We start from the raw sequence: 20,270 nt of genomic DNA, 5'->3' as shown, positions 1-20,270 counted from the left end.
GCCGGTTCGGCGCTGATGCGAGTTCCCGACGAGGCCTTGCGTCTGATCGATGCCGTCGTCGCCGCGACGCCGTTGCCGGTCACCGTCAAGATGCGTCTCGGCTGGGATGACGACAGCCGAAATGCCGCCCAACTCGCCCGACGCGCCGTCGACGCCGGCGTCCGGATGATCACGGTCCATGGCCGCACCCGGCAACAGTTCTACAAGGGCACCGCGCGCTGGCAACTTGTTCGAGAGGTTGTCGAGGCGGTCGACGTCCCGGTTGTCGTCAACGGCGACATAGTTGACCTCGCGACGGCGCGCGAGGCCTTGCGGCAGTCGGGCGCCGCGGCGGTGATGATCGGTCGTGGCGCCCAGGGGCGGCCCTGGCGGGTTGGCGAGATCGGGGCGGGGCTCTCCGGCTTGCCGGCGCCGAAGAGCCCGACTGGGACCGGCCTCGCTGACCTTGTCCTGGAGCACCATGAAGCGATGCTCAAGACATATGGCACCCAGGTCGGCGTGCGGGTCGCCCGCAAGCACCTCGACTGGTACCTAGAGGCTTCGGGTATCGACCCCGGCAGACCAGCCCGAGCTGCTCTGCTCGGGTCGGAGCACCCGGCAACGGTCCGTCGGCTCATCGGCGAGATCTTCGAGGGCAACTGGAGGGCCGCGGCATGAGCAAGGATGTTCCGCCCGGCCTGACCATGGCGGTTCTGCAGGCACTGCCACAGCCGGTCATCGTCTGCGCCGAGGATCACACCATCGTCTTCGTCAACTACGCTGCCGAGGCGTTCTTTGGTGCTTCGATGAGCGTCCTGAGCCGCCAGCGGCTCGACGACCTGCTGGCCTTCGGCTCGCCCATCATCGGGCTGGTGACCTCGGTGATCGAGCGAAATGCGCCGATGACGGAGTACCGGGTGCGCGTTGGCTCGTCCCGCTTCGGCGACGTCAATGACGAACGGGTCGTCGACGTGTTCGCAACGCCCATCTCCGAGGGGGAGGGCCGGCTGGCGCTGCTGTTCCAGGAGCGCACGATGGCCGACAAGATCGACCGACAGCTGGTGAGCCGCGGTGCCGCCCGCTCGGTCACCGGACTTGCTTCCATGCTGGCACACGAGATCAAGAACCCGCTCTCCGGCATCCGGGGGGCCGCTCAACTGCTCGAGCAGAGTGTCACGCCCGAAGAACTGCCCCTGGCCCGCCTGGTGCGCGACGAGGTGGACCGGATCGTCGATCTCATCGACCGGGTCGAGGTGTTCGGCGACGACCGGCCGATCGAACGCGAGCCGATCAACATCCACGTGGTGCTGGACCGGGTGAAGCTTCTGGCCCGGAGCGGCGTCGCAAAGGGCATCACCTTCGTCGAGGACTACGACCCTTCGCTGCCTCCGGTCGGCGGCAACCGGGACCAGTTGATCCAGGTCTTCCTCAATCTCGTCAAGAATGCCGCCGAGGCGCTCGAGCGCACCCCCAAACCCGAGATCCGCTTCTCGACGGCCTTCCGACCCGGCATCCGCATTTCGGTCCAGGGCGTATCCGAGCGCATTTCGTTGCCGCTGGAGATCATCATCGAAGACAATGGGCCGGGCGTGCCGCCGGACATGGTTCCGATCCTGTTCGACCCCTTCGTCACCACCAAGGCCAACGGCTCGGGGCTGGGTCTCGCGCTCGTGGCCAAGATCATCGGTGACCATGGCGGTGTGGTCGACATGGATAGCCGCCCCGGTCGCACGCGCTTCCGCATCCTGCTGCCAGTCGCCAGCCGGCCGGCTGTGCCCGAGACTGAAGAGGTTCTGGCAAAATGAGCCACACAGTGCTCCTCGCGGACGACGATGCCGCCATCCGCATGGTTCTGAATCAGGCACTGACGCGGGCCGGCTACGAAGTGCGGCCGACCGGCAACCTGTCGACCATGTGGAACTGGGTCAGTCGTGGCGAAGGCGACATCCTGATTACCGACGTGGCGATGCCGGACGGCAATGCGTTCGACATCATGCCCAAGATCAAGAAGCTGCGGCCGGATCTCCCGGTCGTGGTCATGAGCGCGCAGAACACCTTCATGACTGCGATCCGCGCCAATGAAGTCGGCGCCTACGAATACCTGCCCAAGCCGTTCGACATCGCGGAGGTGCTGTCGGTGGTGGCGCGCGCGCTGGCCGACGCCAGGAAGGCGCCGTCGTCGGCCAAGAAGGTCGATGAACCCGGCGAAACCATGCCGCTGGTCGGACGGTCGCCGGCCATGCAGGACATCTATCGAGCGCTGGCGAGGTTGATGCAGACCGACCTCACGGTCATGATCACCGGCGAGAGCGGCACCGGCAAGGAACTCGTCGCGCGCGCACTCCACAACTTCGGCAAGCGTCGCAACGGCCCGTTCGTCGCCATCAACATGGCCGCCATTCCCCGCGACCTGATCGAGGCCGAGTTGTTCGGCCACGAGAAGGGCGCCTTCACCGGTGCCACGGCGCGCTCTTCGGGCCGCTTCGAACAGGCCGAGGGCGGAACACTGTTCCTCGACGAGATCGGCGACATGCCGATGGATGCACAGACCCGCCTGCTGCGGGTGTTGCAGGAGGGTGAATACACCATGGTCGGGGGGCGCACCCCGATCAAGTCGAACGTCCGCATCGTGGCCGCCACGCACCGGGACCTGGGGCAGATGATCCGGCAGGGTCTGTTCCGCGAGGACCTCTATTACCGCCTCAACGTGGTCCCCATCCGGCTGCCCCCCCTGCGGGAGCGCGTCGACGACATCAGCGATCTCGTGCAGCACTTCCTGAGGACCGCCCAGCGCGAGGGCGAGCCGGTCAAGACCATCGCCCCCGATGCGATCCGCCTGATGCAGAACTACTCCTGGCCGGGCAATGTCCGCGAACTCGAGAACCTGGTGCGTCGCCTGTCGGCTCTCTACGCCGACGAGAACATCTCGGTCGAGATCGTCCAGAGCGAACTGAACCTCGCCGACCGACAGCCGATGCAGGCCGGGACCTCCGGACCGATCGATGTCTCGACCGCTGTCGAGTCTCATGTGGCGCAGGTCCTGCGGGAATCCGAGCCCAACCTGCCGCCCGCCGGGCTCTACCAGCGCGTGCTTGATCGGGTGGAGGCACCACTCATCGCCATGGCATTGAACGCCTGCGGCGGCAACCAGATCCGGGCAGCCGACCTGCTCGGGCTTAATCGCAACACACTGCGCAAGAAGATTCGGGCGCACGCGATCGAGATCGTCAAGCAGTCGCGTCGGCAGGGCTAGGTAGCGTTCCGTAATCCACGCCAGAATCCGGCAGCTGCGGTCGCGCGGCCGCAGTGTCACATTTTGGCAACATTTGTCTTGAACGCTTGTCGCATCTGGGTGACACTGCCCGCAAGCTTCCCTAGATGGCCACGGATGCAGGACGCAACGCTCGCAAGTCCCGACCTGACTGCGCCAGCGCCCCCTGTCGCTCGCCGCCCGTTGCGCTTCGCCGAGAGCGGCAGGCAGGCGATTCGGACGCTCGGGCTGATCGTCGTCCTGCTGTCGGTATTCGTCTCCTCCGGTTCGTTCCTCATCATGACCGGCGCAACGGACATCGAGCCGACGCCGGAAGTGTGGACCGTCATCTGGGTCGTGAACGGGCTCCTGGTGCTGGCGGTGGTCGCCCTGGTCCTCACCGAGGCAACCCTGTTGCTGCAGGCCCGCATACGCGGACAGGCGGGGGCAGGGCTGCAGGTTCGAATGGTGACCATGTTCGCGATGGTGGCGGCCATACCAGCGCTCCTGGTGGCCGTCGTCGCGATGATCTCGCTCAACCAGGGACTTGACCAGTGGTTCTCCGAACGGACGCGGACCATGGTGGAAAGCTCGCGCCTGGTCGCACGATCCTACATGCTCGAGCATGCTCAGGTCCTGCGCGACGACGTGATCTGGGTCGCCAGCGAGCTGGAACAGGCGCGTGGCACGTTCGAGACCGATCGCGTCAAGTACCAGCGCATCCTCACCGCCCTGGCCCAGACACGCTCGCTGCCGTTTACGTCGTTGATCTCCGCCGACGGCGATACCCTGATGAAGGCCCAGATCAACGCGCCCGGGACGTTCCCCAAGGTGCCGGCGGGCCTGACGTCGGGAGTAGGCGAGGGAACGCCGACCGAGATCGGTCCCGGGCGAACCAATCTGATCGGCTCGGTGGTGAAGCTGCGCGGCTACGACGACACCTACCTTTTCGTCGCACGCCCGGTCGACCCCGAAGTCCTGGAATTCATGCGGCTGACGGACGAGAACGTAACCGAATACCGGCAGTACGAGAGCAACCGCCTGGTCTTCCAGATCACCTTCACCCTCATGTACGTGGGCCTTGCCCTCGTATTGCTGCTCGCGGCGGTGTGGATCGGTATTGCGCTCGCCAACCGTTTCGTCGATCCGATCCGGAATCTGATGATTGCCTCGAGCCGCGTTTCGGATGGTGACCTCGACATTCGTGTGCCGGTTCAGGAGGGCAGGGGCGACCTGCGCGACCTCTCGAACCGCTTCAATACGATGACACAGCAGCTCAAGTCCCAGCGGGTTGCCCTGCTGGCTGCCAGCGAGACCAACGAGAAACGCCGCCAGTTCACCGAGGCGGTTCTGGAGGGCGTTTCCGCCGGAATCGTCGGGCTGGATCCGTTCGGCGTCATCACCCTGGTCAACGCGCGCGCTGCGGAGATGGTGGGCAGCGACGAGGTCTCCCTCGTCGGCAAGAGGATCGCCGAGGTAATTCCGGCTCTCGGTCCAGTGATCGAGCGGGCGCAGTCGTCGCGGCGCGGCTCACTGCGCGACCAGATCGAGATCGGTTCCGGTCCCGACTACCGAACCTACCAGGTGCAGCTGACGCGCGAAGGCACCATGACCGAGAGCAAGGGGTATGTCGTGACGCTCGACGACATCACCGACCTGCTGTCGGCGCAGCGCACCGGTGCATGGGCCGATGTGGCGCGTCGCATCGCGCACGAGATCAAGAATCCGCTCACGCCGATCCAACTGTCGGCGGAGCGGCTGCGGCGGCGCTACGGCACCAAGCTGGCCGACGACTTCGAGGTCTTCGACAAGTGCATCAACACCATCGTTCGTCAGGTCGGCGACATCGGTCGAATGGTCGATGAGTTCTCCTCGTTTGCCCGCATGCCGGAAGCGCGGCTCGAACGCGGCGATCTGGGGGAGACGATCCGCCAGGCAGTGTTCCTCGAGAGCGTGCGACTGCCGGAGGTGTCGATCAGACTGGATCTGCCCGAGGCTCCGATCATCGCATGGTTCGATAATCGGCTGATCAGCCAGGTGCTGACGAACCTGATCAAGAACGCCGTCGAGGCGATCGAGGGTGCAGGAATTGCGGCCATCAAGGACCCGCGCATCACCGTCGAAGCCAGGCTCGACGGCGACCTGGTGCGCCTCGCCATCTCCGACAACGGCAGGGGTTGGCCAAAGGAGAACCGGAACCGGCTGCTCGAGCCCTATGTCACCACACGCGAGAAGGGCACCGGGTTGGGGCTTGCCATTGTCGCCAAGATCATCGAGCAACACGGCGGCAAGGTCGACCTGATCGATGCCGAGCCAGACGAGAACGGGCGTATCGGCGCCTGCTTCAGCTTCACCCTGCCACTGCACCGTGCGGGGGAAGTCGAACTGGAGGGGACAGCAGCCCCTTCCGACACCTTGGCAGATCAGCAGTCTGTCCAGGTCCGTAGCGACGGTGCAGCGGGTGGGGCAGAACCTGTAAGCGGACAAGCAAGGGAGCCGCAATTGCAAGCGGTTGAGAACAACTAATGGCCCTCGACATTCTGATCATCGATGACGAGGACGACATTCGCGATCTGATCGCCGGCATTCTGGAGGACGAGGGCTACGAAGCGAGACAAGCGCACGATGCGGACTCCGGCCTCAACGAGATTGCCCGACGACGACCCAACCTGGTCTTCCTCGACATCTGGATGCAGGGGAGTCGCCTGGATGGGCTGCAGCTGCTGGACGTGCTGCAGAGCCAGCACCCGGATATGCCCGTCGTGATGATCTCCGGGCACGGCAACGTGGAGACCGCGGTCAGCGCGATCCGCAGGGGCGCCTATGACTACATCGAGAAGCCGTTCAAGGTCGACCGGCTGCTGCTGATCACGCAGCGGGCCATGGAGGCAACGCGGCTGAAGAACGAGGTGGCAGACCTCCGCGAACGGTCCAGCACCGCGGTCGAGCTGGTGGGTGGGTCGGCGCAGCTCCAGCAGGCCCGCGCACTGATCGAGAAGTCGGCCCCGACGAACTCGCGCATCTTCATCTCCGGCCCGTCGGGGACCGGCAAGGGGCTCTGCGCGCGCCTGCTGCACCAGAAGAGCGCCCGCTCGGACTCGCCGCTTGTCGAGATCAACTGCTCTCTCTATTCGCCCGATGAGATCGCGGTCGTCCTCTTCGGTCGCGAGACCCGGGAGAAGACGGGCACGCTGCGCACCGAGGTGGGGGCCATCGAGCGGGCTCACGGCGGTACGCTGTATCTGTCGGAAGTCGCCGCCCTTCCGGCCACGGCTCAGCAGACCCTGTTGCGGATGCTTGTCGAGAGCAGGTTCAGCAGGGTCGGGGGTACGGTAGCGGTCCCCGTTGATGTGCGGGTCATCTCGTCGAGCTCGCAGAACATCGCAACAATGATCGAGCAGGGTCAGTTCCGCTCCGACCTGTTTCACCGCCTGTCCATCGTCCCGCTGCAGCTGACCCCCCTGAAGGAGCGTCGCGAGGACATCCCCCCGCTGGTCGAGATCTTCATCGAGCAGGTGTGCAAGCTGCACAACCTGCGAAGTCTGTCGATCGGTCAGGACGCGGTGGCTGTGCTGCAGGCTCAGGACTGGCCGGGCAATGCCCGGCAGCTGCGCAACTCGATCGAGCGCCTGTTGATTCTCGTGAAGGACCAGACGCCGCCCGACGGGTTGATCACCGCGGCGCTGCTGCCCTCAGACATCGGCGAAGTCCTTCCCACTGTGGGTGACAGCGACTCCTCGGCGCACCTGATGAGCCTGCCGCTGCGGGACGCACGAGAGGTCTTCGAGCGCCAGTACCTGCTTGCTCAGATCGAGCGGTTCGGCGGCAACATCTCCAAGACGGCGGAGTTCGTGGGGATGGAACGCAGCGCCTTGCATCGCAAGATCAAGTCGCTCGGGCTCTAGCGGCTCGGCGACCGGGCGGGTAGGCACGAAAAGTCTTTTGTGCCATACTGGGTTGCGAGTGGAACAGCGATAGGCAACGGGTAGGGGTGGCGGCCCACTGCCCGGCGTAGCAACGTGGCTCGTCCGTATGCACACGCATCGGCCGCCGCAAAAGAAGAGGCCAACGAATGCCCAGCGAAAAGGTCCAGAATCTCCAGGACGCCTTTCTCAATCATGTCCGCAAGCAGAAGGTCCCGGTCACGATCTTTCTCGTCAACGGAGTGAAGCTGCAGGGCGTGATCACCTGGTTTGACAATTTCTGCCTGCTGCTCCGGCGCGATGCGCAGTCGCAGCTGGTCTACAAGCACGCCATCTCGACCATCATGCCGGGCGCGCCCATTCAGCTCTTCGACCCCGAGCACACTGGCGACGATTGATCGAATGCCCGACGAACTGAACGACGACTCAGGGGACGACCACAAGGCTGGTCGAGAGCGCTTCATCGACCACCGGCAGGCCCCGACGCGCGTCGGCCTGGTGGTTCCTGACGTCCGCGGCCACCAGACTGGTCACAGCATTGAAGCCCGGAAGGCCGAGTTCGAAGGGCTTGCCGCAGCGGTGAGCTTCGACGTCGTGTTTTCCGAGATCGTCAAGGTCCGTGAGGTCAAGCCCGCGACATTCATCGGTGGCGGTCATGTCGAAGAGCTTGCCAGGCGGATCAAGAGCGAGCGGGTGGAGGTCCTGCTGGTGGATGCAGCATTGCATCCCATTCAGCAGCGCAACCTCGAGAAGGAGACCGGGTGCAAGGTCCTCGACCGGACTGGGCTGATTCTCGAGATCTTCGGCGAGCGCGCCGCGACACGCGAGGGCGTCCTCCAGGTCGAACTCGCCCACCTGAACTATCAGAAGAGCCGGCTGGTCCGCAGCTGGACCCACCTCGAGCGCCAGCGCGGCTCGGGAGGGTTCGGCTTCATGGGCGGACCCGGCGAGACCCAGCTCGAGAGCGATCGGCGCCAGCTTCAGGAGCGCATCAAGCTGCTCGAGGAGAGGATCGAGAAGGTGCGCCAGACGCGCGGCCAGCAGAAGGGAAGGCGCGACAGCGTTCCTTTCCCGGTGGTGGCGCTCGTGGGCTACACCAATGCGGGGAAGTCGAGCATATTCAATCGATTGACCGGGGCAGGGGTGTTTGCCAAGGACCTTCTGTTCGCGACGCTCGATACCACTGTTCGCAAGATCGCCTTGCCCCACGGTCGGGAAGTGATGCTGTCGGACACCGTCGGATTCGTCTCCGACCTGCCCACGGACCTGATTGCCGCCTTCCGGGCCACCCTGGAGGAGGTGCTCGAAGCCAATGTCATCCTGCATGTTCGCGATATCGCAAATCCTGACCATGCAGCGCAGGCGGCCGACGTGCTGAAGGTGCTTGAGGAACTCGGCGTGTCAACGGAGACGACCCCGCTCATCGAGGTCTGGAACAAGCTGGACCTGCTGCCGCAGGACGCTGACGGGAACATCCCGGCACTTGAAACGATATCGGCGCTTGGCCACGTCGCCGCAACGGTGCCGGTGTCCGCCGCCACCGGGCAGGGGCTCGACAAGCTCCTGGAGACCGTGGAGCAGGTGCTCGGAGCGCAGGCTCGGACGTATCGGGTCCTTGTTCCGCACACGTCCGGCGCCGATGTCGGGTGGCTCTACGGTCACGCCGAGATCATTGCGCGCAGTGAACCGGACGAGGCCGGGCAGGTCTACGAAGTCCGCGTCGAGCCTCGCCACAAAGCGGCGTTCGCGGAGCGGTTCGCAGGTCGCATCGAGGGCTCAGACGCTGCCTGACTTGTCCATGGCCCGAATCTCGTTCCAGTAGCCGTCGAGACGCTCAAGTCCGGCAGCCTCGATGGGAACGGCGTCCTCACGGGCCCGCTGTTCGACATGATGGAAGCGACGGGTGAATTTCGAGTTGGCATCGCGAAGCGCTGCCTCCGGGTCGATCCCGAGCTGACGCGCAAGGTTCACCGCGGCAAACAGCAAGTCGCCGATCTCCTCGGTGACCCGCGCCGTGGACTGCTCGGATTCGACGGCACTCCGCACTTCGCCGAGTTCTTCCTCGACCTTGCCCATGGCATCCCGCCAATGGGCCCAGTCGAAGCCGACCTTGGCGGCCCGGCGGGTCAGTTTCTCGGCCCGCATGAGAGCGGGCAGGGCGTGAGGCACGTCATCGAGCAGTGACGGGGACAACTGGCCCTTGACCTGCGCCTTTCGCGCTCGTTCATCGGCCTTCACTTCCTCCCATTTGGCCTTGGCGCCCCCCGCGCTGCGGGCAGCTTCTTCTCCAAACACGTGAGGATGCCGACGTATAAGCTTCTCAGTGATTGAGAATATGACGTCACCAATGTCGAACTTGCCTAGCTCCGAAGCCATTTGGGCATGGTAGATCGGCTGGAGTAGCAGGTCGCCCAGTTCCTCACGAAGATCGGCGAAATCCTGCCGGTCGATCGCGTCGGCAACCTCGTAGGCTTCCTCGATGGTGTAGTTCTTGATGGTCGAGAAGTCCTGCTCCAGATCCCATGGACAACCGCCATCGCGGTCGCGCAGGGCGGCCATGATCTCAACGAGGCGAGAAATGTCGCGCGATGGCCGCATGGTCATGTGAGGTCGAACTCGACAGTATGGCTGCCCAGCCGACCGACGACATGGCCCGGGCTCGAGACGGGAACAAGACCGCATAGCGAGCCGGTGGTCACGATCGTGCCGGCCCGCAACGGGTAGTCAGGGTGCTGGTTTCGCGCGTAGGCGACGAAAGACGAGAGCACCGTGCCGAAACTGTGACGGGCCTTGCCGGCGTGCAGCGGATTGCCATTCAGCAACAGATGCGCGTCATAGGCCTCGATATCGGCGCCGGGCTCTCGGGGCGTCGGATCGATCACGTAGCCGAAAGCGGACATGCTGTCGGCGAGGCCGCCGATCGGGCCGGCCTCGGCACGATTGCGGAAGCGGCTGCCGCAGACTTCGATGCCGACGAAATAATGATCGATGGCTTCGATTATCTCGCTCTCGTCGGCACTGGCCGTAGTGCTGTCCAGGTCGCGGGCCAGCACCAGGCCGACCTCCAGCTCAAGGCCGATGACCCGCGAGAGCGGCAGGCTGTACGAGCCGGACTGCCCGAACCGCTCGGACCTGATCGGGGCGACCACTCCGACGCCATCGGGATGCACCGCGGTCTTGAGCAGACCGATGCCGGCAGCCAGCCCGGTGCGTACTCCATGTTGAATGCGATACGCCGCGGCGCGGTCCAGCCTCGAGTAGGGCGCGGCATCCACGTCGGCCCGGCCACTGTGATGGGCGGCGATCAGCTGCTGGATCAAGTGCGCTTCACCAGTCATTCGACACATTTCTCCCATTCGCATAAGATATATTATGGAACTGTCTGCACACCCGAACCGCGACCTGATGCCGGATGACGGTCCTGCGGCGGTGCCGCCTGCCGGACATGTTCACCGGCGACTCCCGTGGTCAAACTATCGCATGAAGTCGGCCGCGTTCGAGCATGTTTGTGGAGAGCCCGCCGCCTCTAGAGCATGGCCGTCGCAGTGATTTCGATCCTGAGGCCAGCGGCCAGCAGTTCCTTCACCACCACCGTTGCGCGCACCGGATAGGGTTTGACGAAGTACTCGGAATAGACCCGGTTCATGCCGGCCGCGTCGGCCTTGTCGACGAGAAAGACCTGAACCTGGACGATGTTGGCCAGCGTGCCGCCGGCAGCCTCGACCGCCTGTCGGAGATTGGCCAGCGCCCGATGGGTCTGCCGCTCGATCTCGCCAGTCACGATCTCTCCGGTGGATGGGTCCTCCGATATGACGACCAGCCAGACCTGCCGACCGACGCGAATGCAGTCGTTTACGGGACCCGAGGACGGCGCGATGCCGGTGTCGATCACTTCGATCATTCAGTGCGTCTCCCGATACGACTAGCGCGGGCTGATCACCTCACCGGCCAGCACGTCGATCTGCAGCCCGTCATAGGCGGGTCGGACATGTTCCGGCGTCATGGCGTCCGTCTGGACGTAGTCGAGGTCGATGTGCAGGTTGGTCAGCACCGCGTGGCGAGGCTTCATCTCCTCGACGAGCGCGAGGGCCTCCGACAGGCTCAGGTGGCTAGGATGCGGGGCCGGCCTCAGCGCGTCGAGCACCCAGACATCGAGGCCGCCGACGGCGTCGCGCGAGTCATTGGGGATGCCGCTCAGGTCGCACGAGTAGGCGAAGTTGGAAATGCGAAACCCGAGCGAGTAGATGTCGCCGTGATCCTGTCGAAACGGCAACACCGTGATGCTGCCGCCCGGACCGTGGATCTCCAGGTCTCGACCGGCCTCGATCAGGTGCTGATTGAGGATCGGCGGATAGCCGCTGCCCGGCGACGACGTGAAGCAGTAGGCAAAGCTCGGCACGATGCGGTTCGCCGCTTCGTGGCTGAAGAAGACGTCGACGCGCTTCCTGTTGTTGAGGGCGAGCACGCGCAGATCGTCGATGCCATGCGTGTGGTCCGCGTGCTCGTGGGTGTACAGGACGGCCTCGACACGATCGACACCTGCGTCGAGCAGCTGTTCGCGCAGATCACAGCCTGTGTCGACGATGATGCGCGTCGGCTGAGCGATGCCTTCGGTCCAGCCTTCGATCAGGAGCGAGCACCTGCGGCGGCGATTTCGGGGGTTCGCAGGGTCGCAGACGCCCCAATTGCCGCCGATTCTGGGCACTCCTCCGGACGAGCCGCAGCCCATGATGGTGGCGATGATGCGTTGAGCCGCCGGCATCAGCTTGACTGCGCCTTGCGGAACAGGCGGTAGAAGTTCGCGGTGGTCTCGACGCCGACTTCGGCCAGCGACACGCCCCGGATCGCGGCCACGGTCTCCGCTGTGTGGCGAACAAATGCGGGCTCGTTCGATTGTCCGCGATGCGGCACCGGGGCCAGATATGGAGCGTCCGTCTCGACCAGGTATCGGTCGGCCGGTACCATCCGGCAGACCTCGCGGATGGTCTCGGCGTTCTTGAAGGTGATGATGCCCGAAAACGAGATGTACCCGCCCAGCGCCAGCGCCGTCCGCGCCAGGTCGAGGCCGCCCGTGTAGCAGTGCAGGACGAACGGGAAGGGCCCCTGCCCCACCTCCTCTTCCAGGATTTGACCCATCTCTTCGTCGGCCGAGCGCGAGTGAATGACGAGAGGCAGGCCGGTGATGCGGGCGGCCGCAATATGGCGACGCAGACCCGTCTCCTGGGCCGCCCTGGGCGCGTTGTCGTAGAAGAAGTCGATGCCTGCTTCCCCGATCGCGATACAGCGCGGGTGAGCACTCAAGCGCACCAGGTCGGCAGTCTCGATATGCAGCTCCTGGTCGGCGTTGTGCGGATGCGTCCCCACGGAACACCAGACCTCCGCATGTTCCTCGGAAATGGCGCGGATGGAGTCGAACTTGTCGACCCAGGTACAAATCGTCACCATGCCGTCGATCCCGGCATCTCGGGCCCGGGCCAGGACCCCGTCCCTGTCGGCGGCCAACTCGGGGAAATCGAGATGGCAATGCGAGTCGATGAGCATCGTGCAGCCCTACCCGGCCCGGCCAAGGTCGAACTTCCGGAAAACCGGCTCCGGCGGCGGAAGAAGCGTGCCCGCCGGGATCCCCTCCGGACGAACGGCATCGACAAGCAAGCGCTCGCTCGCCGGAACGGCCAGCAGATCGAGGAGCTTTGCCGCCGAGGCCGGCACAAAGGCCTGGGCCGCGATGGCGGCGCGGCGCACCACATCTGCAGTGGTCGCGAGGATGGTTCCCATCCGGGGAAGGTCCGCCTTCAGTCCCCACGGTGCCTGTTCGGCAAAGTAGAGGTTGGCGGCATTGAGCAGGCTCGTGAGCTCGGCGGTCGCCTCGTGGATCTGCTGGGTCTGCATCGCCAGGCGCATGCGCTCGATCGTGGAGATCGCGGCGCCGACGATCGCAAGGTCCGGTGCGCTTTGCGCAGCTGCAGGGACGGTGCCGGCGAAGTTCTTCTGGATCATCGACAGCGACCGCTGCGCCAGGTTGCCGAAATTGTTGGCAAGGTCGGCATTCGAGCGGTTGATGAACTTGTCGCGGCCCCAGTCGCCGTCCTGTCCGAAGCTGACCTCGCGCAGGCAGTACCAGCGCACCGGGTCCGTGCCGTAGAGATCGAGTTGCTCATGCGGATCGACCACGTTGCCGAGTGACTTCGACATCTTCTTGCCCTCGGACGTAAGGAACCCGTGGGCAAAAACGCGACGCGGCAACGGCAGGCCGGCACTCATCAGGAACGCCGGCCAGTACACGGTGTGGAACCGAATGATGTCCTTGCCGATGACATGCAGGTTCGCCGGCCAGAATGTACGGTAGCGTTCACTGAGCTCGTCGGGAAACCCGACGCCGGTGATGTAGTTGGTCAGCGCATCTATCCAGACATACATCACATGACCTGGGGCGCCCGGCACCGGGATTCCCCAGTCAAAGGTGGTCCGCGAGATCGACAGGTCGCGCAGGCCCGACGTCACGAACGAAACGATCTCGTTGCGACGTTCCTCCGGGGCGATGAAATCGGGGTTTGCCGAGTAGTAGTCGAGCAACTTCTGCTGGTAGGCCGACAGCCGGAAGAAATAGCTCGGCTCGCGGACCCAGGTGACTTCGGCACCGGAGGGCGCGAACTTACGCCCCCCCTCCCCCTCCGTAAGCTCCGAGGCATCGAAATACGCCTCGTCGCGAACCGAGTACCAGCCCTCGTAAGCGTCTTCGTAGATGTCGCCATTGCTGTTGGCGGCCATCCGTCGCCAGATTTCCTGGACCGACTCGTAGTGCCGAGGCTCGGTAGTCCGGATGAAGTCGTCGTGGGAGATGTCGAGGCGGACGGCCATCTCACGAAATCGCGCAGAATTGCGGTCAGCCAGCTCGCGCGGTGTCAGCCCCTGCGCCGTCGCCGTCTGCACCATCTTGATGCCGTGCTCGTCGGTGCCGGTTAGAAAGAAGGTGGGACGCCCCTCGAGCCTGGCCCACCGGGCGATCGCATCGGTTGTCACCATCTCGTAGGCGTGCCCGATATGCGGTTCCCCGTTCGGATAGGCGATGGCGGTGGTGACGTAGAAGGGTTCGGTCATGGCTGCGACGGACTGGCGCTCAACTGCTCGTGTTTCCGGATCGCGTCGAACAGCGCAACCAGGGTTTGCCGCATGTCGAGGTTGTACTCGTCCGCATCGGCAAGGGAAAGCCGGGCCTTGTCCCACAGCTCACTGGCCGAGGCAAGCCGGCCGCGATGACCACTGATGGCGGCGGAGCGGGCCTCGTTGGCCAGCCAGTCGCTGAGCATCTCCCGGGCGAAGCGGAGTTCGGCCGAATCTCGTTCCGCGCCAAGGGCATCAGCCAGCTCCATCCGGGCACTGGCAGCGAGGCCCGATGGAGCGGCGAGCCAGTCGCGCAGCGCGGTCAGCGGACCACGCTCCTCGATCAACAGCGCCTCGATGGCGCGCCTGGGGCGCCCTCCCGCCAGCGCCACGGCAAGGTCTACCGCCTGCGCGTCGCGAACGATGCCGGAGCGCTGAAGCACGGTGCGCACATCGGCGTCGTCGAGTGGACGAAGGCCAAGCTGAAAACAGCGCGACTTGATCGTCGGGAGCAGCGAGCCGGGCCGGTGCGAGATCAGCAGGAAGGTCGTGTCGGCGGGCGGTTCCTCGAGGATCTTCAGCAGCGCGTTGGCGGATGAGGCATTGCAGTCGTCGATCGCGTCGATGATCGCGATTCGGTGCCCTGCCCGGCCTCGGGTCCGGCGCAGTTGATCAACGAAACCACGCACCTCTTCGACCCGGATCGACGTGTAGTAGCCCTTGCCGGTGTCGCGCGGCGCTTTTCGCATGACGAAGAGATTCGGGTAGGCGCCGGCAGCGACCTGCGCGGCAACGTGCTCAGGTGTCTCGTCTCCGGTGGCCGAGAATATCTGGCGCGCCAGATCGAACGCATAGGTCGCCTTGCCGATCCCACGCGGTCCATGAATCAGGATGCCGCCCGGCAGGCGCCCTGCCGCGAGGCGGGCCGAGACTGCTGCAGCTGCGGCAGCGTGCCCGACGGGCGTCTGCCCCTCCTCCGGTGAGGCAACCCCCTCGATCTGGTCGGGCTCACGCGCGGGAAAGGTCACGGCGCGACCCAGGCGCCTTTGGACTCGATCTCGGGGAAGCGTCGGACCAGCACGTCCCATATCTCGAGTTCGAGATTGTCTTCGCTCTGATTGGCGGGGAGGACCACGCAGCGCTCCGGGTTGGCCGCGGCAATGTCGAGGAACGCGCGCCGCAGCCGGCGGTGCCAATCGAGGTCTTCCTTCTCGAAACGGTCTCCGGTCTGAGCCAGTGCCTGTTCGAGTTCGCGGGCGTTGACGCGGGCAAAGGCGGCTGCGGGGTCCATGTCGAGCACAAAGGTGATGTCCGGCTGGTGGCCGTCGAGCGCCAGGGCCTCAAGTCCTCGGATCAAGCGGTCGTCGACGCCCCCGGTCAGGCCCTGATACGCGCGCGTCGAGTCATGGAAGCGATCGGATATCACCCACTTGCCCGTCCCCAGGCTCGGCGCGATCAACTGCCTCACGTGGTCGAGGCGTGCGGCAGCAAAGAGAACCGCCTCCGCTCCGGCGCCCCAGCTCTCGGATCGCCCCTGCAGGATGAAGGCCCTGACGGCCTCGGCCTTCGGCGTCCCACCGGGCTCACGGGTGCGAACGGCCTCGAAGCCCAACCGGTTGAGCCGGACCAGCAGGCGCTTGACCTGAGTGGACTTGCCGACGCCCTCTCCGCCCTCGAAGGTGATGAAGCGGGCCGCAGGGGCGGGAACATCGAGCATGTTGGGCGTCGTCCGTTCTAGAGCCAGCCCAAGGCCAGTTCCTTGAGCGCGTCGGTGGCCTTGCGCACGATGTCTCCCTCGGCGACAGCCTCGCCGGCATAGAGCGGCGTAACCTGCACCACCGTGCCATTGCAGGAGACCTGCAATTGCCCCAACGGCTGCCCTTTCTCGATCGGCGGTAGGATCGGTGCGCTGTAGGTGACGATGGCCTGGGGGCAGTTCTGCGCGCCTTTGGGCAGGAAAAGGTCGATGTTGCCCTTGCCGACCAGCGGCACGGTCTCGGACGCCCCTCCGTAGACATTGGCATGCGCCACCGGCTTTCCTTCCGGATAGACCGGAACGAGCTCAAAGCCGCGCGTTCCCCAGGTGATCAGCTTCCGCGCCTCCTCGGTGCGCTCGCTCATCGACTTCATGCCGTGCAGCACGCCGATCAGGCGTCGGCCGGAGGCCGCAGTCGACACGACTTCACCGTAGCCGGATGCCTCGGTGTGCCCCGTCTTCAGGCCATCGACGCCAATGCCGATCTCCAGCAGGGAGTTGCGGTTGAGCTGGCGGATCTTGTTCCAGGTGAACTCCTTCTCGGAGAAGATCGGGTAGTACTCCGGGAACTGCGCAATGATGAAGCGAGCGATGGTGGCAAGGTCTCGCGCCGTCGAGTACTGATCGGGATCGGGCAAACCGGTGGCATTGACGAAGCTCGAGCCCGTCAGCCCGATCTCGCTGGCCAGCCGGTTCATCATCTGCGCGAAGCTCACTTCGGTTCCGGCTATTCCTTCGGCCAGCGCGATCGCCGCGTCGTTGCCCGACTGGATGATGACGGAGCGAACAAGGTCCATGACCTGGATCTTCGAGTTCAGCTCCGCGAACATGGTAGAGCCGCCCGACGCGGCGCCGCCATCGCGCCAGGCGTGTTCGGAAATGAAGAACTCGTCCGTGGGCTGGAGCTTTCGTTGCTGCAGCTGGTCGAACACCACGGCCAGCGTCATCAGCTTGGCCATGCTGGCCGGCTCCAGTCGCTCGTCCGCATTCTTGTTGAACAGGATCGTGCCGGACTCGTAGTCCATCAGCACCGCGTACGGGGCTTTCGTGTCGAACTCCTGCGCGCGCGCCGCGCCGACCAGCGCCAACAGCACCAGCAGGACCAGTCCGAACATCCTGTCGGCAAACGTTCGCAACGTGAAACCCCGCGTGCGGCCTTCACTTCGGCCGTTGTTCGACTAATAGAGAACTATAGCTTCTAGGCCAAGTTCTTCGGCACGCGCCATCACATCGGCGCGAACCACTCCGGGTTTCAAACGCCTGAGGACCAGCCGGGTTGCGTCGACCCCGTGCAGTCGTACCGCCTCCTCCGCGACCGCGCCCAGCGGGGTGAAGCCCATGGCGACCTCCTCGGCCCGCATGCTGTCGGCAAAGATGCCGAGTTCCAGTCGGATGGCGCGCTTCTCGACGTCGACCGCCGCGATCCAGCCCTCCAGTGCGGAGGCCTTGGTGGCCATCGCGTCGACCGCCGCATGTGCACTGCCGATGGCAGCTTCGGCCGCAGTGGTGTCGACGTAGCCGAACAGGTCCATGATCCCGCCAATCGCGTCTGGCCGCCCCCCGGCCTCGACTTCTGCGAGGTCGACCGGGTCCCATGCGGCCTCGACCGGCCTCTCCGTCAGGGCAAGCCGGGTTGCCTGCTCCTCAAGTCGGGTGGGCCGGTTGACGCTTGCCAGCAGCATACGGGTGTCGTCGCCATTGAGCGGCGCCGGGCCGATATACTGGACGGAAATGCTCCCCACTCCCTTGTCCGCGTAGCCCAGTATCTCGGCCGCGCGGTAGCTGAGGTCCATCACCCGGCCATGCAGGTACGGCCCCCGATCATTCACCCGCACCACCATTGAGCGGCCGTTCTCGAGATTGGTCACCCGCACGTAGCTGGGCAGCGGCAGTACCGGGCTGGCCCCGGAAATGGCGGTGGCCGAGAAGATCTCTCCGTTGGCCGTCCTGCGACCATGGAAGTCGTCTCCGTACCATGAGGCGGAACCGGAGGCGACGTAGCCGACAGGGTTCGCAAGGGGTTCGTACGTCTCGCCACGCACCACATAGGGCTTGCCGATCAGAAGGCGTCCACCGCCCTTGGGCGGGTTCTTGGCGTTGGTGACACGCGGGCTGGCCTTGACGCCGAACTCCTTTTCGGAGAACGCGGCGCGCTTGATATGGGGAACCGAACCCGAACTGCTGCAGGCAGCGAGAACCACTGCTGCGATCAGCGACAAAACGAGCACTCGGGCGGCCAAAATGAGGTCGCGAGAAGGAGCTGCCAATGTCATGAGACCCAAATCGACGGATTGCGCGCAGCATAGCTGCAGGCGGTCCACAGCGGTGGCTGGAGGAGGAACGTGGTTGCCGCGTCGTTAATTTGAGGCAAATTGCGTATATCGGCGATTTGCCAGCCTGTGCCGCATGTGCTAGCGGGTTCTCGTCCGGGGACGACCCCGGCGACCTCCGCGCATTTGCATCGGGACGACCCGGGATCCGAGAGGAAATCGGGACATGCGTTCCACGTCAGATCGTATTCGCCACGCGGTGAGCTTTGAACTCATCGGGTTGATTCTCGTCACCCCGCTGGCAGCGTTTGTGTTCCACATGCCGCTATTCGACATCGGCGTCGTCAGCGCCGGGAGCGCGGTGATCGCCCTGCTGTGGAACTACATCTTCAACTGGGGCTTCGACCATGCTGTCAGGCGTCTGACCGGCTCCACCCGGAAGAGCCAAGTGCTGCGTTTGCTGCACGCCGTGCTGTTCGAAGTCGGGCTGCTGCTGGCCCTCATGCCATTGATCGCATGGTACCTCAGGATCGACCTCTGGCAGGCCCTGATCATGGACGCCGCGTTCGCCGGCTTCTACATGGCCTATGCTTATGTGTTCAACCTGGCCTACGATCGGGTATTCCCGCTCGCTGAGTGGAAGCACGAGACCGCCTAGGTTCGCGGCAATTCCGCCCACTGTCGAACGGCGGCGTAGACCGAGCGGGGGTCTTCGGCGATGGCCATGTGGCCGGCCCCCGCGATCACGGCAAGGCGGCTGCCGGGGATGGCTCGATGCATCTCTTCCGCGGCCGCCGGCGGGGTGATCAGGTCCCCCTCCCCTACGATGACCATCGTAGGCACGGCAATCGTCGCCAGACCAGGCCGGGCGTCGGGACGCGCAAAAATGGCACGCTGCTGCCGGATATAGGCTTCCGCACCGTTGGCGAGGGCCATCTCGCGATGCAGCGCCCGCACGTCGGCGCGCTCCTGGTTGTCCGGGTGGACTGCCATCGGGAAGGATTGTTCGACGACAAGTTCGAACTTGCCGCTCTCGGCCAGCGCAATGCGGCGGCGGCGATTCTCGGCCGCTTCAGGCGTGTCGGGACGCGCCGACGTATCGAGCAGCAGCAGCCGGTCTACCCGGTGGGGTGCCTGACGCATGATCTCGAAGGCGATATAGCCACCCATTGAGAAGCCACCGAGCGCAAAGCGACTCGGCGCTGCCGACAGTATGTCCGCAGCGATTGCGCCGATGCTGTCGCCGCCACGGTGGTTGGCAACGGTCACCGCGCCGAACGGCCACAGAACGTCGGTCAGGCCGGCGAAGACCCTTGCGGTGCAGTTGAGGCCGGGGATGAGCAGGAATGGCACGGTAACGCGAGGATCCCCTGGCTGGAGCCGCCGGTACCTGACGGCGGTGCATAAGCCGCTTGCTTGCCGCGGCATCGGAAGGCATATAAAGATATCTTTATATCTCGCCGTGCGATCGTCGCCGGCGTTTGACGTATTTGGCGTCACGTTGGTCGGAAAGTCGAGTGATGTTTGAACGGCAACACCTTGAGATCGATGCAAATTCCCTGCCGAAAGGCGACGAGGTCCGTGTCGCGCTGTCCAGAGCCGCGGCCGAGCGCATCCTGATCCTTGACGGGGCCATGGGGACGATGATCCAGGCCCGCCGGTTCGACGAGGCGGCCTATCGCGGCGAGCGGTTCCGCGATTGGCCCCGAGACCTGCGCGGCAACAATGACCTGCTGAACCTCACTCAGCCCGACGCCATTCGTGCCATTCATCTCGAGTACTTTCTCGCAGGTGCCGACATCGTCGAAACCAACACGTTCTCGTCGACCGACATCGTGATGACGGACTATGGCATGCAGGAGTTCGCCTACGAGTTGAACTTCGCCGGGGCATGCCTGGCCCGGGAGGCGGCGCAACTGGCCTTCGAAAAGGACGGCCGGCGCCGGTTCGTCGCGGGTGCGCTCGGGCCGCTCAACAAGACGGCCTCCATG

20 protein-coding genes are annotated in these 20,270 nt (G+C 64.8%); 9 read left to right on the top strand and 11 right to left on the bottom strand.

Going from position 1 to position 20,270, the window contains the following annotated elements:
* From ACE3TU_RS07205 to hflX, 7 genes are all read left to right on the top strand, one after another.
* The coding region (locus ACE3TU_RS07205) for a tRNA dihydrouridine synthase (RefSeq protein ID WP_374622099.1) at positions 1-657 on the top strand (657 nt) is incomplete at its 5' end.
* Positions 654-1,784 (top strand): nitrogen regulation protein NR(II), encoded by a 1,131-nt coding sequence (locus ACE3TU_RS07200; RefSeq protein WP_374622098.1) that lies wholly within the window; start codon positions 654-656, stop codon positions 1,782-1,784. The genes ACE3TU_RS07205 and ACE3TU_RS07200, both read left to right, overlap by 4 nt.
* Positions 1,781-3,232 carry a nitrogen regulation protein NR(I) gene (gene ntrC, locus ACE3TU_RS07195; RefSeq protein ID WP_374622095.1) on the top strand — a complete coding sequence of 484 codons (1,452 nt, stop codon included), beginning with the start codon at positions 1,781-1,783 and terminating at the stop codon, positions 3,230-3,232. The genes ACE3TU_RS07200 and ntrC overlap by 4 nt, the downstream gene beginning before the upstream one ends.
* Positions 3,233-3,367: 135 nt before the next feature.
* Complete coding sequence (locus ACE3TU_RS07190) at positions 3,368-5,755, top strand: ATP-binding protein (protein ID WP_374622093.1); 2,388 nt, start codon at positions 3,368-3,370, stop codon at positions 5,753-5,755.
* Positions 5,755-7,134 (top strand): sigma-54-dependent transcriptional regulator, encoded by a 1,380-nt coding sequence (locus ACE3TU_RS07185; protein WP_374622091.1) that lies wholly within the window; start codon positions 5,755-5,757, stop codon positions 7,132-7,134. Before ACE3TU_RS07190 ends, ACE3TU_RS07185 begins: the two co-directional genes overlap by 1 nt.
* A 167-nt stretch (positions 7,135-7,301) precedes the next feature.
* Entirely contained in the window at positions 7,302-7,550 is a 249-nt protein-coding gene (gene hfq / locus ACE3TU_RS07180; protein WP_374622089.1) for an RNA chaperone Hfq, read from the top strand.
* 4 nt (positions 7,551-7,554) lie between these two features.
* On the top strand, positions 7,555-8,943 hold the full coding sequence (gene hflX, locus ACE3TU_RS07175) for a GTPase HflX (RefSeq protein ID WP_374622087.1): 1,389 nt from the start codon (positions 7,555-7,557) through the stop codon (positions 8,941-8,943).
* Here hflX and mazG read toward each other — a convergent pair.
* The 10 genes from mazG to ACE3TU_RS07125 all read right to left on the bottom strand — a co-directional run bounded on the left by mazG (position 8,929) and on the right by ACE3TU_RS07125 (position 18,330).
* Positions 8,929-9,750, bottom strand: a complete 822-nt coding sequence (gene mazG / locus ACE3TU_RS07170) for a nucleoside triphosphate pyrophosphohydrolase (protein ID WP_374622100.1) — start codon at positions 9,748-9,750, stop codon at positions 8,929-8,931. The two genes, hflX and mazG, sit on opposite strands and share 15 nt — an antisense overlap.
* Before the next feature lie 2 nt (positions 9,751-9,752).
* Positions 9,753-10,472, bottom strand: coding sequence for a fumarylacetoacetate hydrolase family protein (locus tag ACE3TU_RS07165; RefSeq protein WP_374622086.1), 720 nt, complete (start codon positions 10,470-10,472; stop codon positions 9,753-9,755).
* Positions 10,473-10,678: 206 nt separating this feature from the next.
* Positions 10,679-11,053: a RidA family protein gene (locus ACE3TU_RS07160; RefSeq protein ID WP_374622085.1), complete on the bottom strand. Its 375-nt coding sequence runs from the start codon at positions 11,051-11,053 to the stop codon at positions 10,679-10,681.
* 21 nt (positions 11,054-11,074) lie between these two features.
* Positions 11,075-11,914 (bottom strand): MBL fold metallo-hydrolase, encoded by an 840-nt coding sequence (locus ACE3TU_RS07155; protein ID WP_374622084.1) that lies wholly within the window; start codon positions 11,912-11,914, stop codon positions 11,075-11,077.
* Positions 11,914-12,693 (bottom strand): TatD family hydrolase, encoded by a 780-nt coding sequence (locus ACE3TU_RS07150; protein WP_374622082.1) that lies wholly within the window; start codon positions 12,691-12,693, stop codon positions 11,914-11,916. The genes ACE3TU_RS07155 and ACE3TU_RS07150 overlap by 1 nt, the downstream gene beginning before the upstream one ends.
* A gap of 9 nt (positions 12,694-12,702) precedes the next feature.
* Positions 12,703-14,250: a methionine--tRNA ligase gene (gene metG / locus ACE3TU_RS07145; protein WP_374622079.1), complete on the bottom strand. Its 1,548-nt coding sequence runs from the start codon at positions 14,248-14,250 to the stop codon at positions 12,703-12,705.
* Positions 14,247-15,281, bottom strand: a complete 1,035-nt coding sequence (locus ACE3TU_RS07140) for an AAA family ATPase (protein ID WP_374622077.1) — start codon at positions 15,279-15,281, stop codon at positions 14,247-14,249. Before ACE3TU_RS07140 ends, metG begins: the two co-directional genes overlap by 4 nt.
* Positions 15,278-15,970, bottom strand: a complete 693-nt coding sequence (gene tmk, locus ACE3TU_RS07135; protein ID WP_374622075.1) for a dTMP kinase — start codon at positions 15,968-15,970, stop codon at positions 15,278-15,280. The genes ACE3TU_RS07140 and tmk overlap by 4 nt, the downstream gene beginning before the upstream one ends.
* 17 nt (positions 15,971-15,987) lie before the next feature.
* Positions 15,988-17,145, bottom strand: coding sequence for a D-alanyl-D-alanine carboxypeptidase family protein (locus ACE3TU_RS07130; protein ID WP_374622073.1), 1,158 nt, complete (start codon positions 17,143-17,145; stop codon positions 15,988-15,990).
* A 42-nt stretch (positions 17,146-17,187) separates the two neighbouring features.
* The gene (locus tag ACE3TU_RS07125) at positions 17,188-18,330 is read right to left on the bottom strand and encodes a septal ring lytic transglycosylase RlpA family protein (RefSeq protein WP_374622071.1); all 1,143 of its coding nucleotides are present in this window, start codon (positions 18,328-18,330) and stop codon (positions 17,188-17,190) included.
* Between the two features lie 175 nt (positions 18,331-18,505).
* On the opposite strand from ACE3TU_RS07125, the gene ACE3TU_RS07120 reads away from it, so the two are divergent.
* A complete protein-coding gene (locus ACE3TU_RS07120; RefSeq protein ID WP_374622069.1) occupies positions 18,506-18,937 on the top strand; it encodes a PACE efflux transporter in 432 nt (143 codons plus the stop codon).
* Here ACE3TU_RS07120 and ACE3TU_RS07115 read toward each other — a convergent pair.
* Entirely contained in the window at positions 18,934-19,632 is a 699-nt protein-coding gene (locus ACE3TU_RS07115) for an alpha/beta fold hydrolase (RefSeq protein WP_374622067.1), read from the bottom strand. The genes ACE3TU_RS07120 and ACE3TU_RS07115 overlap by 4 nt on opposite strands.
* 167 nt (positions 19,633-19,799) lie before the next feature.
* Between ACE3TU_RS07115 and ACE3TU_RS07110 the strand changes: the two genes are divergently transcribed.
* A partial coding sequence (locus tag ACE3TU_RS07110; RefSeq protein WP_374622065.1) for a homocysteine S-methyltransferase family protein occupies positions 19,800-20,270 on the top strand: 471 nt, incomplete at its 3' end.

The organism is Devosia sp. (genome assembly GCF_041917035.1).
Taxonomy (GTDB): Bacteria; Pseudomonadota; Alphaproteobacteria; order Rhizobiales; family Devosiaceae; genus Devosia_A.
Note: the sequence above shows the minus strand (reverse complement) of the source record. Positions and strands in the feature narration are given on the sequence as shown.